The following is a 13462-nucleotide window of genomic DNA, read 5'->3' as shown; positions in this document are numbered from 1 at the left end:
ATTATTGGGGGCTTTTTATTTTTGCGAGTTTTTCTTGCGCAGTTTTTTAATCGGCGTCAGCTCGCAATTAAATGCTCTACTGGGCTCTGGCAAACTTCTTTTTGAGAAAGGTTAAGCTGAACTTTAAAATCAAAGCTTTAAACTGAATGAAATGTAATCATTGTGCGGGCAAATCTGTTGCTAAATTTCATCTTGTGTTCAGCAGTGGTGATGCACAATGCGATATTAACTTGGCGCGACTATTTAGCGTAGATGAACAGTAGGCTGTACGTGAATAGTCTTAAACGAAAAGAGAAAGCATGATAGTTGATCTTGTAATTCTGTTCTTAGCAGGCATTGTGGGTGGCGTGCTGAACTCAGTTGCTGGTGGTGGGAGTTTTGTGACGTTTCCTGCGCTAATGGCTGTTGGTGTGCCGCCTGTTGTTGCCAATGCGACCAATACCTTTGCTTCATTTTTTGGCTATTTAAGCGGTGCCTATGCTTTTCGTCAGCAGCTCGTTGGGCATGGTAAACAAATTAAAATCATCATAGTAGTAAGTTTTATTGGCGGCGCCCTTGGGGCGTTTTTATTGCTGTGGGCATCGGAGGCCACGTTTAAACAGGCGATTCCATGGCTACTATTATTTGCCACCTTATTGTTTATTTTTGGTGGTCAGATAAATCGCTTTGCTAAGTCCCTTTCGAGTAACAAGTATGCATCCCAGCTGGGCGCGGTAATGCTGACCTTAGTGTTATTAGCTATCTGTATTTACGGCGGTTTTTTTAACGCAGGACTCGGCATTATTGGTTTGAGCTATTTAGCGTTAGCCGGTTATACCAACATCAATACAATGAATGGCATTAAGCTAGTGATCTCTTCAGCGGTGTCTCTGGTTGCGATTGTGCTGTTTATTGTTAATGATGCCATCGCCTGGGTTGAGGGCGCGGCAGTATTGATTGGTACCTTGATTGGCGGCTATATGTCCGCTGGCGTGTCGATGCGTATCCCTCAGCATTATATGCGCTGGTTTGTGATAGTGATGAGCTGTTTGATCACCGCCTACTTCTTTTACGTTACCTACTTTTAATTGATGCTTTGTTGCTAAAGCAAACCCACTCGAGACAAACACAGCGAATACACAGTAATGAAGAGAGCGGCTGTGTGTTAGCTCCCTAGAAGGGTGCCTAGCTTCACCGGTTGAAACTATAAACTAGAGTGGTAATGACATCTAAAGCCGTTGAAAACACGGATGTTTTCGTCGAGCACACAGGGATGTGCTTGCTGCGTGCTTTAAATGTCATTGCGACGTGAGCAAACAGTCAAAGCAGCCAGGTATGGAAAACACTAGAAATTACAGGCAAACCCTGTTCGATGATTACTACCTACTTCATTAGGTGGTGTAGGGACTGAAAACAAAAGGGAGCCTTGGCTCCCTAACTATTGATTCAGTAATTTACCCTAGCTCATTTTGCGAATAAGGCTCACTGGTGCAATACGTAACAGATAATGCATAAACGCCCACGGCCAGCTTGGTACGTATGAGTTTGGCTTTTCTTTATCAATAGCAGCAACTAGGGCGCGGCAACCTACGTCGGTGTCGACAATAAACGGTACCTTCTCGACTTTTTCGTTAATCTCGCTGCGAATAAAGCCAGGATGCACGCAGCTGACCTTGATTGGCGTATTCATCAAATCAATGCGCATTCCTTCTGTAAGAGAGGTCAGCGCGGCTTTGGTGGCGGCGTAAACTGTCATCGCTCGTCTAAAACCACGCAGGGCACTGATGGATGAAATCGTCACTAGGTGACCAGCATTTTGTTGTCTAAATATCTCTACAGCAGCTTCGCATTGAGCGATGGCGGCAATGAAGTTAGTTTGGGCGGTTTGCAAGTTAGCGTTGAAGTAACCGGTACCAATAGATGCACCTTTACCCATACCAGCGTTAACGATAATTCTATCTAGGCTGCCAAGCTCATCTTTAAACTCATTGAACACCTTAAATACTGCATCATGATCATTTACATCTAGCGACTTAATCGACACGGTAATATTTGGGTTGAGACTTTCTAGCTGTTGCTTTACTTCCTCAAGGCGCTCAACGCGGCGCGCACATAGGGCGAGGTTATGGCCTTTTTTGGCAAACTCGAGTGCCATGCCTTTGCCAAGCCCAGAGCTTGCGCCTGTAATTAGAATGTTGGTTCTCATGCTGCTAGTCCCTTAGTGATTGATTTGTTGTTATTTTACTTGCCTGTGTTGCCCATTAGCCTTTAGGTATAGGTCACCAGTTTGCCCGGAAGCCTTTCTAAAAAGTCATGCTGATTTAGGCTTGAAAGCTTCAAACGGCCATTGCTGTCGATTATAAACTTGGTCATTCCGGCATTCACCAGGGTTTGATTGACCGTTAAAAACTGCTTGGGGTCTAATCCAAGGGCAAAGCAGGTAAGCATGCTAATAGGGCCGCCTGAACTAAACACCAGAGTATTTTGCTGGCCTTGAGCGAGCTCAACTAAACTTTGCTCGGCGAGCTTGATACGCTGATAAAACTGCTGCCAACTTTCACTATAACCTTGATTATCCGTTGTCTGCGTCCATTTGCTAATGGCTAGACCGAACGTCTCTAAAAAGAAATTTTTAGGGTTAGCTAAGCCACGAGCATGCTCAATCATGGCTTTAGCGCTGTGAAAGCGTTGATCGAATTGGCCAATAATATTCTGGTGATCTAACTCATTCAGCTCAGCGATGGAAGTTATGGCTGGTGATTGCTCTCGGCTGGCAAATAATCCAGCAACCGTGAGCGACGCAGTTTGCTGGTGGCGCTTCATGGTGCCAGCGAGCAAACGGCTAGCATTAAAGCCGCTAGTTGCTAGGTGTTCACCTAGGGCAATTGCTTGCTGTTCGCCTTTGGGTGACAGCTGATCATAATCTTCGCTCAGCGCCGATGCTTGCCCATGTCTAATGAGGTAAATACAACTCATGGTTTCCTCGCTTAATGACTGTTAATTTTTGCCTAACACGCGACTCTACTTGTTTTGCGCCTTGATGGATTTTTTGCAGCGCCACAATAGATAGTGCACAAATACCCAGAAGTTTTTGAATGCTGGGTTATTCGTTTGTTTGTGGTGATAGCGGTAATAAATTTGCTGCACAATACCAGCTAGTCTAAACAGGCCATACACCTCGTAAAAGGTGAAGTCGTCACATTCAATGCCGGTCTTTTTAAGGTAATAATCAATTACCTGTTGCCTGGTTAGCATGCCTTTTAGGTGTGTTGGTTGGCGTCTGGTGCTTTGAGCTAAAAAGTCATCGTCTGCCTCAATCCAGTAGGCCAAACTATTGCCTAAATCCATTAGTGGGTCGCCAAGTGTTGCCAGCTCCCAGTCGAGCACGCCAATAACTTGAGTATGATCCTCAGGGTTGAGTACCACATTATCAAAGCGAAAGTCATTGTGAGTTAAGCAAATACGCTCTGTGGTTGGCATGTTGTTTTGAAGCCAATTCATTACGTATTTTGCTGAAGGTACATTCCAGGTTTTCGCCTTGGTATAACGCTCGCTCCAACCACTAATTTGTCTCTCGATATAACCCTGACCTTTCGCGAGATTACTCAGCCCCGCTTTGTCTATATCCACCTGATGCAGCTCTACCAAGCAATCAATGACATTGGTGCACAAGTTAGCGGTTTGCTCTGGAGTGGAATTGAGTCCGCGCGGCAGGTTCTTGCGTGGTATCACGCCAGTGAGCTTTTGCATTACATAAAAGTCGGTACCAATCACGGCATCATCGTCGCAAAAGGCTATCATTTTAGGCACATAGCGATACACATCTTGCAGCGCCTGTTGCAGTCTAAACTCGCGACCCATATCGTGGGCGCCCTTGGCTTTAGTGCCTTTGGGGGCGCGGCGTAAAATCAGCTCAACATTGCTGTAGGTTAAACAGTAGGTCCAGTTAGATGCGCCGCCAGCATACTGAGTAACCTCAGGCGTGCCTTGAACATCAATTTCTTGTGCCTTTAGCCAGCCATCAACAGCATTGATATTAAGCTCTTCACCTTGTCTTACGGCTTTGGCTTTATCTAGCACCTGATTGCTCATGCTTGATCTCCTTGGGTTGAGCCTTGGGTTTCTCCGTCCACTTGTTTCATGCTAGCCGCTTGCTCAGACTTAACTGCTTGTTTTGACTTGGCGACCATTTTGGCGGTGCCTTTTATCGCGCGCTTTAAATAGCTCTCCATTGGTAGCCATTTTTTCATCAAATAAGTGCGTTTGCCAAGCTTGTGGGTGAGGATTAAAAAGCGCTTTTGCTTAGCTTGAATAAAGATGCTCTCGGCGATTTGCTCCGCGGTCATATCGGCTTTTTCAAACAGGCGTGCAACAGTGCGGTGCATTAACGGCTCGCTTGAGCGAAGCGATTTATCTAAGTTCGTTTTGAAAAAGCTTGGGCAGACCACGCTAACGGCAATATTGTCGTCAGCAAGCTCTAACTTTAAGGTTTCAGAAAACGAAATCACCGCCGCTTTTACCGCGTTATAGCTTGCCATCAGCGGAATAGGCGTTAACCCAGCTTGTGAAGCAATATTGATAATTTGTCCGCCGCGCTGGGCACGAAAGTCATCAACAAATGCCTGACACACGCGCACCATGCCATATAGGTTGATATCAAACACCCATTGCCATTGCTCAATAGGCTCGCTTTTCAGTGAGCCGCCAGTGGCAACCCCAGCGTTATTGATGATGCAGTCAATGCGGCCGTACTTATCGATAACCTGCTCACGCAGCTGAGCGACTTGCTGCGCATCGGTAATATTGCAATCAAGGTAGCAGGCCTGCGCGCCGAGTGAGCTTAACTCGGTGACAACCTCAGCTCCGCTTTGGCTATCAATGTCGGCAACACAAATTGCAATCGGTTTGTTTTGCTGCTGATAATGCTTGGCCCAGGTGATGGCTAATGCCTTGCCAAGACCACTAGCAGCGCCTGTGATAACTATGGTGTATGGCTTGTTGGTCGCACTGTTGTTGCTCATGGTGTCGTTGTTCATGGGCCGTATCCTTAGCTATATTTTTTCAACTCAAGGCGCGACACCATGGCCATATGCACTTCATCTGGGCCGTCGGCTAGGCGTAACATGCGCGCCATGGCGCTAAACATAGAGACTGGGAAATCACCCGATACACCCGCGCCGCCGTGCATTTGAATTGCCATATCACTGACCATTTGCAGCATGTTTGGCACCACCACTTTAATCGCAGAGATCTCGGTCATCGCCTGCTTTACGCCAACATTATCTATTTTCCATGCGGCGTTAAGGGTGAGTAATCTTGCTTGGTCAATCGCCATCCGCGCTTGCGCGATACGCTCCATATTGCCGCCAAGTTTGATGATTGGCTTGCCAAAGGCTACACGTGACATGCCGCGTTTTATCATTAACTCAAGGCAACGCTCTGCTGCGCCAATTGCGCGCATACAATGGTGAATACGCCCTGGCCCCAGGCGGCCCTGGGCAATGGCAAAGCCTTTACCTAAACCGACAAGCAAGTTGGTTTTGGGTACGCGCACATTGCTAAATTCAACTTCACCGTGACCATAAGGTGCGTCGTAATCCTGACTGGCGGTTAACATGCGCTTGATGTTCACTCCGGGAGTGTCGAGCGGCACTAACACCATAGAATGCTGGTTATGTTTGTCGTTTTCTGGATTCGATAACCCCATGAAAATGGCGACCTTAGCTTTTGGGTGACCTAGACCTGTAGTCCACCATTTAGTGCCATTGAGCACTAGCTCGTCACCGTCAACATCGATCCGTGCTTGCATATTGGTGGCATCGCTAGAAGCTACATCCGGCTCTGTCATGGCGAAAACAGAGCGGATGTCGCCATTGAGCAGTGGAGATAACCATTGCTGCTTTTGTTGTTCATTACCAAAGTGATACAGCACTTCCATATTGCCGGTGTCTGGGGCGTTACAGTTAAAGATCTCTGGGGCAAATAACACCTTGCCGGTTTCTTCTGCTAATGGTGCATATTCAAGACAAGATAAACCTTCGGCGAGCTCAGCATCAGGCAAAAACAGATTCCAAAGGCCTGTAGCCTTAGCTTTGGCTTTTAGTTCGTCAATGGCCGAAGGAACTTGCCACTCTCGCCAATCAACATGCTCGTTGAGGCGACGGTTCTCAGCCACAATGGCTTGCTCTTGTGGCAACACATGCTCAGCCATAAATGCCTTCAGTTTGGCTAAGTACGCCTGACTTTTTTCGCTCGGTTGAAAGTCCATATTCTGTGTCTCACTTAATTACCAATAAATTTAGATTAATACAGGTGTTTGAATGAATTAAGTGAAATATATTGTTAGCATATGATGAATACTGTTCATAGCTGTGGTGGTCAACTAATGTCTGAGGCGCTTTATGCTTAATGAAAAACAGCTACAACAGCTGGACTTTAATCTGCTGAAAGTATTCGAAGCCCTGTATATGGAGCGCAACATGACTAGCGTGGCTAAGACCTTGTTTATTAGCCCGTCCGCGGTGAGCCATGCCATAAAGCGCTTAAGGCAAGCTTTGGGGGATGAGCTGTTTGTGCGTAAAGGGCAGGCGATGGAGCCAACGCCTGCATGTCAGCAAATTGCACCGCAGGTCATTGAGCTGTTGTCTAAGCTGCGTAAGGTGCTGCAAAGCTGTGGTGAGTTTGAGTTAAGCCAAAGTCAGCAAACTTTTACTCTGGCCATTCACGAGGCATTAGAGCCTATTGTATTGCCTAAGCTGGTGGCGATATTTCGCAATCAAGCGCCCAATGCTTTCTTGAAAAGTATCAAGCTAGACCGCAGTAATATGCCGCGCCAACTGGCTAATCGTCAGGTTGATATGGTGATTGATATAGCCAGACCGATTCAGTCGCCGATTATGCACGCTAGCCTTTCTAGTGATCACTTTGTGGTACTTGCCGATAAACAACAATTTGCCCAGCACAGTTTATCGAAACAGTTTTACATCGACTCGCCGCATATTGTGGTGTCTAACCGCAGTGACGGCATAGTGATAGAAGATGTTAGCTTGTTGCAGCAAGGTATTAATCGACAAATTAAGGTGCGCTGTCAAAGCTTCAACACCGCCAAAAACGTGCTTAAAGGCACAGACTATTTACTGACCATACCGTCAATAATTGCCAAGCAGTTTATGGCGTCAGCAGAATTTGATGACAGCTTAATGGTGTTGCCGCTGCCTTTTGAGGTGCCGAGTTTAAATACTCATTATTACTGGCATCAAGACAGCGATGCCGACCCAGCTATCGATTGGCTAAAACAGATGGTGCAGCAACTACTCGACTAGCCTCTATACATGAAGAGCTAGCTAGATGTGAGGTGTTAGCTAGCTTTGCTCTGTGTAGTGCTAGCCTGTTGATTCTCCGGTTTACTGTCACCTAGCGGCCATTTAGCCCAAAGCGCGATCACCATCGCACCCACATACATGGTCAACCCGTAAACACCTGCTGCAATTGCAAGTTGTGGTTGGTTTAAAAATGTCATGGCAATCAACATAGCTAGCGTCGCGTTTTGAATGCCCACCTCAATAGCTAGGGTGACGCCATCAGTGCGTGATAATTTGAATATTCGACCAAGCAGCAATCCAAGCGCTACGCTACCAAGGTTTAGCAACAAACACGCGAGGAACATGTCTTTAAATGACTGTGCCAAAATTTGTCTTTCTTGCCACAACACTGCAATTATCATTAACCCCATAAATAACGCCGAAAAACGCCTAAAGAGTGGCTCTCCTTTGCGACTGACATTTGGAAAATAGTGATTTACCAACATGCCAAGGGCAATGGGCAGCAGAGTAATTGCGCAAAGCCCTAAGGTGACATCAACAAGTGAGAATTGCGGCTGCGCCTGACCTAAAAAGTACTTGCTACTCCAGCTGATCAGTAGTGGCGTTGTGATTAAACAGATCAGGGTACTAAAGCTGGTTAGGGTTATTGAAAGCGCGAGGTTAGCGCGGGCAAGCTGACTGATCACATTCGACATAGTGCCGCCGGGGCAGGCTGATAGGATCATCAGCCCCACCGCCATTTCCGCAGATAATTCCAGCAGTAAACACAAACTAAAAGCGAGTGCAGGTAGCAATAACATTTGCCCGCTTAACCCTAACGCCACCGCTTTAGGCCAGCGCAAGACGCGGCTAAAGTCTGCCAGGGTTAACCCCAAGCCCATGCCAAACATGATCATAGCGATGGCAGCGGGTAATAAGCCCTGAGTTATCCACGAAGCTGTCATGATTATCCTTATCTCGCTTTTTGTTGTCAGGCCTAAACCAATTAATTAGGTTGAGATCATTGAATTAGGCTGTGACGTTGAATTACAGCTTGTTGCAGGCTTGGTAACTTAAATAGTTAGCAAGCGATGCAATGACATTTAAAGCTCGCTGCAAGCACATCCTGTGGGCTCTACGAAAACATCCATGTTTTCAAAGGCTTTAAATGTCACCGCAACCGTATGCTTTCGTAGCTGCCAGTTAGCCTTAAGCATTTATTGTGTAAGCAAGCGCTAATGTAAAGCTAACGGCTTTTAATCTAAAAAGCTTGCATCTTCTGCCAATACTTTTTGATAAAGCGGTTGGAAGTTACCCCAGGTGACGATTTCTGAGCCGTTTACCTGACGGGTTTTTAATGCGGTTTGATGATCTATTTGTGCGAGTTGCTCAGCAGACCGAACCGCACTTTGGGCGAGTAATTGGCTATGACAGCAACTCTCTAACATACAAAAGTTAGCGCAGGCTGCATCAACACTGCTGCCGACGGTAAGTAGGCCGTGGTTTTGTAATATCACAGCGCAATTATCCGCTAGCGCATTAGCGATTAAATCACCCTCGGTTAACTCTGCCACCACACCTGTGAAGGTGCCTAGCAGGGCATGGTTTTCATAGAACAAACACGCGTCTTGCGAGATAGGCAAAATAGGCTGTGCTAACGCTGAAAAAGCTCTTCCATAGGTGGTGTGAGCGTGGGCGACTGCGTTTACGTCTGGGCGTGCATGATGAATACGTGAGTGAATAGCAAAGGCGGCGTTGTTGATAGGGTATTTACCCTCAACAATATTGCCTTGATGATCCACTCGCACTAAATCTGATGCTTTGATGTGTTTGAAATGAACCGCCAATGGATTCACCCAAAAGGTGTCAGGTGCGATGTTGTCACGCACGGTAATATGCCCGGCTAAACCTTCATCAAAACCATGCATGGCAAAGACCCTAAAAGCAGCCGCTAGGCGCTGTTTAATATAGGTTTGCTCTGCTTGTGGATCATCAAACTGTGGTGGCCTAGGCACTTTAAACTGGCTGTCGCCTCGCGTTGATTGCTGTATTTGTTGCTCCATTTTTTGTGCTTGAGCGCTTTTTGCTTGTTGATCTGTTGCTAGCTGTTTTGTCGCTGAGAGTGGGGATGTCATCATTTAGCCTCTAAAAATTGCTTTAATTTTAGGCTATCGCCCATTAGCATAAATTCAAATGATGGATTTTTATGCTTAGGGATTAATTTGATTCATAGTAAGGTCGACTTAAATTTATTTGTGGTGCTGCAGGCGATTTACCAGCATGGCTCAATCACGCTTGCTGCTCAGCAATTACACCTCACCCAGCCAGCGGTGAGTCATGCTCTTGCACGGCTGCGCGATACTTATCAAGATCCACTGTTTGTGCGCTATGGACGTAAGATGGTGGCAACTGAACTGTGTCAGCAAATCATGCCCAGTGTTGAAGCGGCAATGGCGAGTTTGCGGGGGACTTTGGGCTCGCCCAATCGAGCGAATGTGCTTAATCAGCCGCGCTTATTGCGTTTGGGGCTGCGCGATATTCTCGAGTCGATTTTCTTCCCGCCGTTAATGCAGCGAGTGCAACAGCAAGCACCCAATTTAAGTATTGATAGTCGGCAAATTACCTTAGTGGATATTGATAAGCAGTTGAGTGAGCAGCAACTGGATATTGTGATTGATGTGCTTACACCAACCGGGCGTGGCATTAAAAGCCAGCTTATTTGTAATGAGCACTTTTCATTGGTTTGTAGGCCCGATCATCCAATATTGGCCCAACTTAATTTGGCCAACTATCAGCAATATCCCCACGGTATCGTATCGCTTAAAGGCTCTAAAGTAGATGTGGTAGATATGGCGCTGGCCAAACACGGCATTACTCGTAATGTGGTGCTGCGCTGCGAGCATTATTTTGCAGCGGCATCGGTGGCTTGTCAGGGTGATATGCTGCTGACCATGCCCAACTCGTATGCCAAGCTATTGCAGCAAAAGCTGCCTGTGGTGGTATCGCCATTACCTTTTGAGGTGCCGCCATTGCCTGTACACATGTACTGGCATGAACAAGCAGAGCATGACCCAATAAATAACTGGCTCAGGGAACAATTTGAGCAAATGGCCGAGCAGCTATTTGGCAGACTAGATTAACGAGTTACTTGTAGTGTCGGATATCTTTGTTTAGGTTAATAATTAGCCATGCACATAATTGGGCGACGTAGGCGGTTGTAATCAAGTATCTGAAAAGAAATTAAATTCTATAGCTCTTATTCAAATAATTAGACAAAGGAAAGGTCATGAAAGCGATTACTACTCTCGTTGCCATAGCTGTATTTGGCTTTGCTCAGGCAAACTATGCCCACGCGCAAAATGCTACGTCCACGAATATGACTGCCAAAACGGCTGAGCAATATGTCGAAGTTGGCTCTATGTCACCTAGTTGTGGTAACGGTGGTAAAACACCTTATGTGAAGAATAAACACTCATCGAAGAAGATAGATATCAAGCTAAAGGTTACCTACCTATATAAGGGGCAACAAAAAGTAAAAGTGCTGCCCGGAAACTGGAGAATCGCTGCAGGCAAAACCCATAAACTGACCACGCGCTGCACCATTCCGGGACCTACATCACAAAAATTCAGTTACTCGGTTCATAGTGCAACTTACATGTAAAACCCTAAGCTTGAGTTAAGTTTGACTACATAGCATGAGGGTCTCCGTCCTCCGCTGCTTTTGATCCCATCTTTCAACTGCAGCGGATTTTTTTTATCTGGAGTTAAATCGGGTCGCAGCCTGATTATTACTATAGGCCAGTTTTGCTTTGGCTTGTCACTAGGTTTAGCTTATAGCTTGTCCGGCGTTGATAAACCTACTTTTTAGTTCTTTGCTTTTTCAACGCACCAAGCCGCATTTCCCTTCGAGCTTTATTCACAATATCTTTAGCGCTTCCCTCTTCTTCCCAGGGGAAACGGGTAAAAAGGTGCTTTATTTTTAACAGGTGTTTATTTGCAAGCAGCCGTATTTTAGTTTTATACCCTACAAACGCATATACATTGCTTGCCTGTAAGCCGAAATATTTAGAACCCTCCTGAATACACAAATCTTCTTTTTCAAGGACTGGGGCCTCTTGGCGAATGTCGTCACCCAAAAAGTAGTAAGCAGCCATAGGGATTTCGTTAAGCGTGTCGTAGGACCATTTGTCAATATGGGCACAAAGAACAATGGAGTTATAAAATGGGTCTTTGTCTGCCAGAGCATAAGCAAAATGAAACATGCTTCTTTCGCTTCCATGCCAGCGCTCACTCAATGCTGAAAGCGTATAAATCGCTGCTGGTAAATGTCGTTCCTGTAGTTCCAATACCTTATTAAACGCATCAATAATGACTTGTTCACTTGGGCTACCACCAGCAAATGTTTGAATAATACCAACATAAAGTTCTGCATCTTCAGCACCTTGAGTAATTGCTTCCGAAAAATAATCAAAAGCATCTTCAAAACCTTGAGATGAAGCCTTTATTTTGTCCTCTGGAACATATTCGATCCAAGTATAACCTCGTGCGCGCCATGCATTGTGGAGTTCAACTGCGCCACTAAATTGTAAGGCTAAGTACGACTGACTGCCATATCGCCAATCTGCAAACAAGTCAGGGTTATTTAACTGTTGAGGTATTGCTGTCATTAACAAATGCCGCTCATCACAAGCGAGCTCCCTATATCCGTCTTCGAAAGAAGACCACTGCCTGCGCTGTAAATAACCAATAAACTCATCAAAACGACTAAAATCTAACGCTTCGTCAACAGATTCGTAAAAGAGTTTATTCTGAATTTTTGCGTAGTAGTATAATATTTTATTTAGCATTTAAGTCCCTTTAATTAAGCTAATTAATTGTTTTTAATTACTAAAAATATCATCACCATTAAAAAAACACTAGCTAACTCTTATTGCTAACATTGCTTAATTAAACTTTAGATCAGGAATATGCTGGTTGTATGAACTGCCGATGCAGAATCGGCAAAAACCAACCGGTCTATTGGCGCTTGTTCTTATCGCTTGCTTTTAGCCGCTTACTTTACAAAAGTGCTGTTACGCGCAAACTCAATTGCCTGATTGCAAAGGTGCATTTTTTGCTCTTCGCTAGATGCTCTAAAGTCGGCAAAATATTGCTCTAACTTGTTGCTGGTTTCCTGGGTCATGATGTGGTCTTCAATGCCGGCTTTTTGATGGTCTAACACGGCCTTTTTGACAATGGCGCCTTGAATTGGCATTTCATTTTCATTGTAAAACACGTCGCAAATCATTAAGCCGCCAACACCTATGGCAGTTTCAGTATCAAGCGTTTGTGTCATTGGCTGTGCTTGTACGCTAGCTGCGATACCTAGACCACTAACAATAAGTCCTGCCACTAAGCCTGCAATAATTTGTTTTTTCATCTTTTTCACCCTACGTTTCACCCAAAGTGCTGAGATTGTCGCAGCGGATTTTGCTGCATCTATGCTAGGGCCTGTTGATCTTTCAAGATTATTTTTGCAGCTGCTTGTTGGAAATTTATACAAGGCAACGACTTTGATGTGTGGTTATTCCACATGAGTAAGTCGTTAACACTGTAGAAATGACAACAAGCGTTGCCTGAAAGGTTCGTTTAAAAGCACTTTACTCTTTGTTGCGAGCGAGTTTGTGTAGGTGACTAGACGTCATCGCTCGCGTCGCGATTAAAGTGCTTTTAATTCGAACAAATTCTAATCAGCAAAGATCAACAGGCCCTAGCTAAAATAGCAATTTGTGAAGCGTGAAAATGCTAGCTTTACCCTATTAGCACAGGGTTTTAGAGTAAATTAGAAATAAAAACTCGGCTTACTTCATATATACCTTACCGCCAATCATTTTTAGCGCGGGCGTGCCACGTACTAAGGTGTCGCGGGCGAAGGTTTGCTCGCACTGCGGGCATATCCCGGTTGCTTTGGTGTAATCAACTGCAATCCGTTCTTTAAAGCATTTCACTAGCGAGCCTTTACCGCCTTTATGGTATTTGTACAGTTGGGTTTTGCAGTTGGCACAATAAATATCGACAGTGCGAGTAGGCAGTTTTTTGTTGGGTTTAGCCATAAATAATCAGCAATATGCGTGGTGTCGATAAGGGTATTGTGGGTGCGGACGTTAATCAAGTTGTGGAGCATTCAGTCGTGAAGGCTTGCT

The 13462-nt window shown here is 45.4% G+C and carries 14 protein-coding genes; 4 read left to right on the top strand and 10 right to left on the bottom strand.

Annotation, left to right across the window (positions count from 1 at the left end):
- Positions 1–299 precede the first annotated feature (299 nt).
- Positions 300–1067: a sulfite exporter TauE/SafE family protein gene (locus tag EXU30_RS10155; RefSeq protein ID WP_130599715.1), complete on the top strand. Its 768-nt coding sequence runs from the start codon at positions 300–302 to the stop codon at positions 1065–1067.
- Between the two features lie 371 nt (positions 1068–1438).
- On the opposite strand, the gene EXU30_RS10150 is transcribed toward EXU30_RS10155, so the two are convergent.
- The 5 genes from EXU30_RS10150 to EXU30_RS10130 form a co-directional block, all read right to left on the bottom strand.
- Complete coding sequence (locus tag EXU30_RS10150; protein WP_130599713.1) at positions 1439–2185, bottom strand: SDR family oxidoreductase; 747 nt, start codon at positions 2183–2185, stop codon at positions 1439–1441.
- A 62-nt stretch (positions 2186–2247) separates the two neighbouring features.
- Positions 2248–2955, bottom strand: a complete 708-nt coding sequence (locus EXU30_RS10145) for a histidine phosphatase family protein (protein ID WP_130599711.1) — start codon at positions 2953–2955, stop codon at positions 2248–2250.
- A gap of 45 nt (positions 2956–3000) precedes the next feature.
- Entirely contained in the window at positions 3001–4071 is a 1071-nt protein-coding gene (locus tag EXU30_RS10140; protein ID WP_130599709.1) for a phosphotransferase family protein, read from the bottom strand.
- A complete protein-coding gene (locus EXU30_RS10135; protein WP_242620189.1) occupies positions 4068–5015 on the bottom strand; it encodes an SDR family oxidoreductase in 948 nt (315 codons plus the stop codon). The genes EXU30_RS10140 and EXU30_RS10135 overlap by 4 nt, the downstream gene beginning before the upstream one ends.
- Positions 5016–5026: 11 nt before the next feature.
- Positions 5027–6247 carry an acyl-CoA dehydrogenase family protein gene (locus EXU30_RS10130; protein ID WP_130599707.1) on the bottom strand — a complete coding sequence of 407 codons (1221 nt, stop codon included), beginning with the start codon at positions 6245–6247 and terminating at the stop codon, positions 5027–5029.
- A 133-nt stretch (positions 6248–6380) separates the two neighbouring features.
- Here EXU30_RS10130 and EXU30_RS10125 point away from each other — a divergent pair, with 133 nt between their 5' ends.
- Positions 6381–7301: a LysR family transcriptional regulator gene (locus EXU30_RS10125; protein ID WP_130599705.1), complete on the top strand. Its 921-nt coding sequence runs from the start codon at positions 6381–6383 to the stop codon at positions 7299–7301.
- A gap of 35 nt (positions 7302–7336) precedes the next feature.
- On the opposite strand, the gene EXU30_RS10120 is transcribed toward EXU30_RS10125, so the two are convergent.
- Both EXU30_RS10120 and EXU30_RS10115 read right to left on the bottom strand, forming a co-directional pair.
- On the bottom strand, positions 7337–8245 hold the full coding sequence (locus EXU30_RS10120) for a bile acid:sodium symporter family protein (RefSeq protein ID WP_130599703.1): 909 nt from the start codon (positions 8243–8245) through the stop codon (positions 7337–7339).
- A gap of 291 nt (positions 8246–8536) precedes the next feature.
- Positions 8537–9343 (bottom strand): class II aldolase/adducin family protein, encoded by an 807-nt coding sequence (locus tag EXU30_RS10115; protein WP_242620405.1) that lies wholly within the window; start codon positions 9341–9343, stop codon positions 8537–8539.
- Positions 9344–9502: 159 nt separating this feature from the next.
- Here EXU30_RS10115 and EXU30_RS10110 point away from each other — a divergent pair, with 159 nt between their 5' ends.
- Both EXU30_RS10110 and EXU30_RS10105 read left to right on the top strand, forming a co-directional pair.
- Positions 9503–10420, top strand: a complete 918-nt coding sequence (locus EXU30_RS10110) for a LysR family transcriptional regulator (RefSeq protein ID WP_130599701.1) — start codon at positions 9503–9505, stop codon at positions 10418–10420.
- A 146-nt stretch (positions 10421–10566) separates the two neighbouring features.
- Entirely contained in the window at positions 10567–10941 is a 375-nt protein-coding gene (locus tag EXU30_RS10105) for a hypothetical protein (protein WP_130599699.1), read from the top strand.
- A 196-nt stretch (positions 10942–11137) separates the two neighbouring features.
- Here the strand turns inward: EXU30_RS10105 and EXU30_RS10100 are convergent, their stop codons facing one another.
- The 3 genes from EXU30_RS10100 to EXU30_RS10090 form a co-directional block, all read right to left on the bottom strand.
- Positions 11138–12127: a hypothetical protein gene (locus tag EXU30_RS10100; RefSeq protein WP_130599697.1), complete on the bottom strand. Its 990-nt coding sequence runs from the start codon at positions 12125–12127 to the stop codon at positions 11138–11140.
- Between the two features lie 206 nt (positions 12128–12333).
- Entirely contained in the window at positions 12334–12699 is a 366-nt protein-coding gene (locus tag EXU30_RS10095) for a hypothetical protein (protein WP_130603405.1), read from the bottom strand.
- 421 nt (positions 12700–13120) lie between these two features.
- Positions 13121–13372, bottom strand: a complete 252-nt coding sequence (locus EXU30_RS10090) for a hypothetical protein (RefSeq protein ID WP_130599695.1) — start codon at positions 13370–13372, stop codon at positions 13121–13123.
- Between the last annotated feature and the right edge of the window lie 90 nt (positions 13373–13462).

It is taken from the genome of Shewanella maritima (genome assembly GCF_004295345.1).
Lineage (GTDB): Bacteria > Pseudomonadota > Gammaproteobacteria > Enterobacterales > Shewanellaceae > Shewanella > Shewanella maritima.
The sequence above is the reverse complement of the archived record's forward strand: the minus strand, read 5'-3'. Positions and strand labels throughout refer to the sequence as shown.

What these genes read in the sequence shown, in the direction of transcription:
- EXU30_RS10100 (WP_130599697.1), bottom strand. Translation starts at nt 12,127, where the DNA reads ATGCTAAATAAAATATTATACTACTACGCAAAAATTCAGAATAAACTC.
- EXU30_RS10140 (WP_130599709.1), bottom strand. Translation starts at nt 4,071, where the DNA reads ATGAGCAATCAGGTGCTAGATAAAGCCAAAGCCGTAAGACAAGGTGAA.
- EXU30_RS10135 (WP_242620189.1), bottom strand. Translation starts at nt 5,015, where the DNA reads ATGAACAACGACACCATGAGCAACAACAGTGCGACCAACAAGCCATAC.
- EXU30_RS10155 (WP_130599715.1), top strand. Translation starts at nt 300, where the DNA reads ATGATAGTTGATCTTGTAATTCTGTTCTTAGCAGGCATTGTGGGTGGC.
- EXU30_RS10090 (WP_130599695.1), bottom strand. Translation starts at nt 13,372, where the DNA reads ATGGCTAAACCCAACAAAAAACTGCCTACTCGCACTGTCGATATTTAT.
- EXU30_RS10150 (WP_130599713.1), bottom strand. Translation starts at nt 2,185, where the DNA reads ATGAGAACCAACATTCTAATTACAGGCGCAAGCTCTGGGCTTGGCAAA.
- EXU30_RS10105 (WP_130599699.1), top strand. Translation starts at nt 10,567, where the DNA reads ATGAAAGCGATTACTACTCTCGTTGCCATAGCTGTATTTGGCTTTGCT.
- EXU30_RS10125 (WP_130599705.1), top strand. Translation starts at nt 6,381, where the DNA reads ATGCTTAATGAAAAACAGCTACAACAGCTGGACTTTAATCTGCTGAAA.
- EXU30_RS10145 (WP_130599711.1), bottom strand. Translation starts at nt 2,955, where the DNA reads ATGAGTTGTATTTACCTCATTAGACATGGGCAAGCATCGGCGCTGAGC.
- EXU30_RS10115 (WP_242620405.1), bottom strand. Translation starts at nt 9,343, where the DNA reads ATGGAGCAACAAATACAGCAATCAACGCGAGGCGACAGCCAGTTTAAA.
- EXU30_RS10130 (WP_130599707.1), bottom strand. Translation starts at nt 6,247, where the DNA reads ATGGACTTTCAACCGAGCGAAAAAAGTCAGGCGTACTTAGCCAAACTG.
- EXU30_RS10120 (WP_130599703.1), bottom strand. Translation starts at nt 8,245, where the DNA reads ATGACAGCTTCGTGGATAACTCAGGGCTTATTACCCGCTGCCATCGCT.
- EXU30_RS10095 (WP_130603405.1), bottom strand. Translation starts at nt 12,699, where the DNA reads ATGAAAAAACAAATTATTGCAGGCTTAGTGGCAGGACTTATTGTTAGT.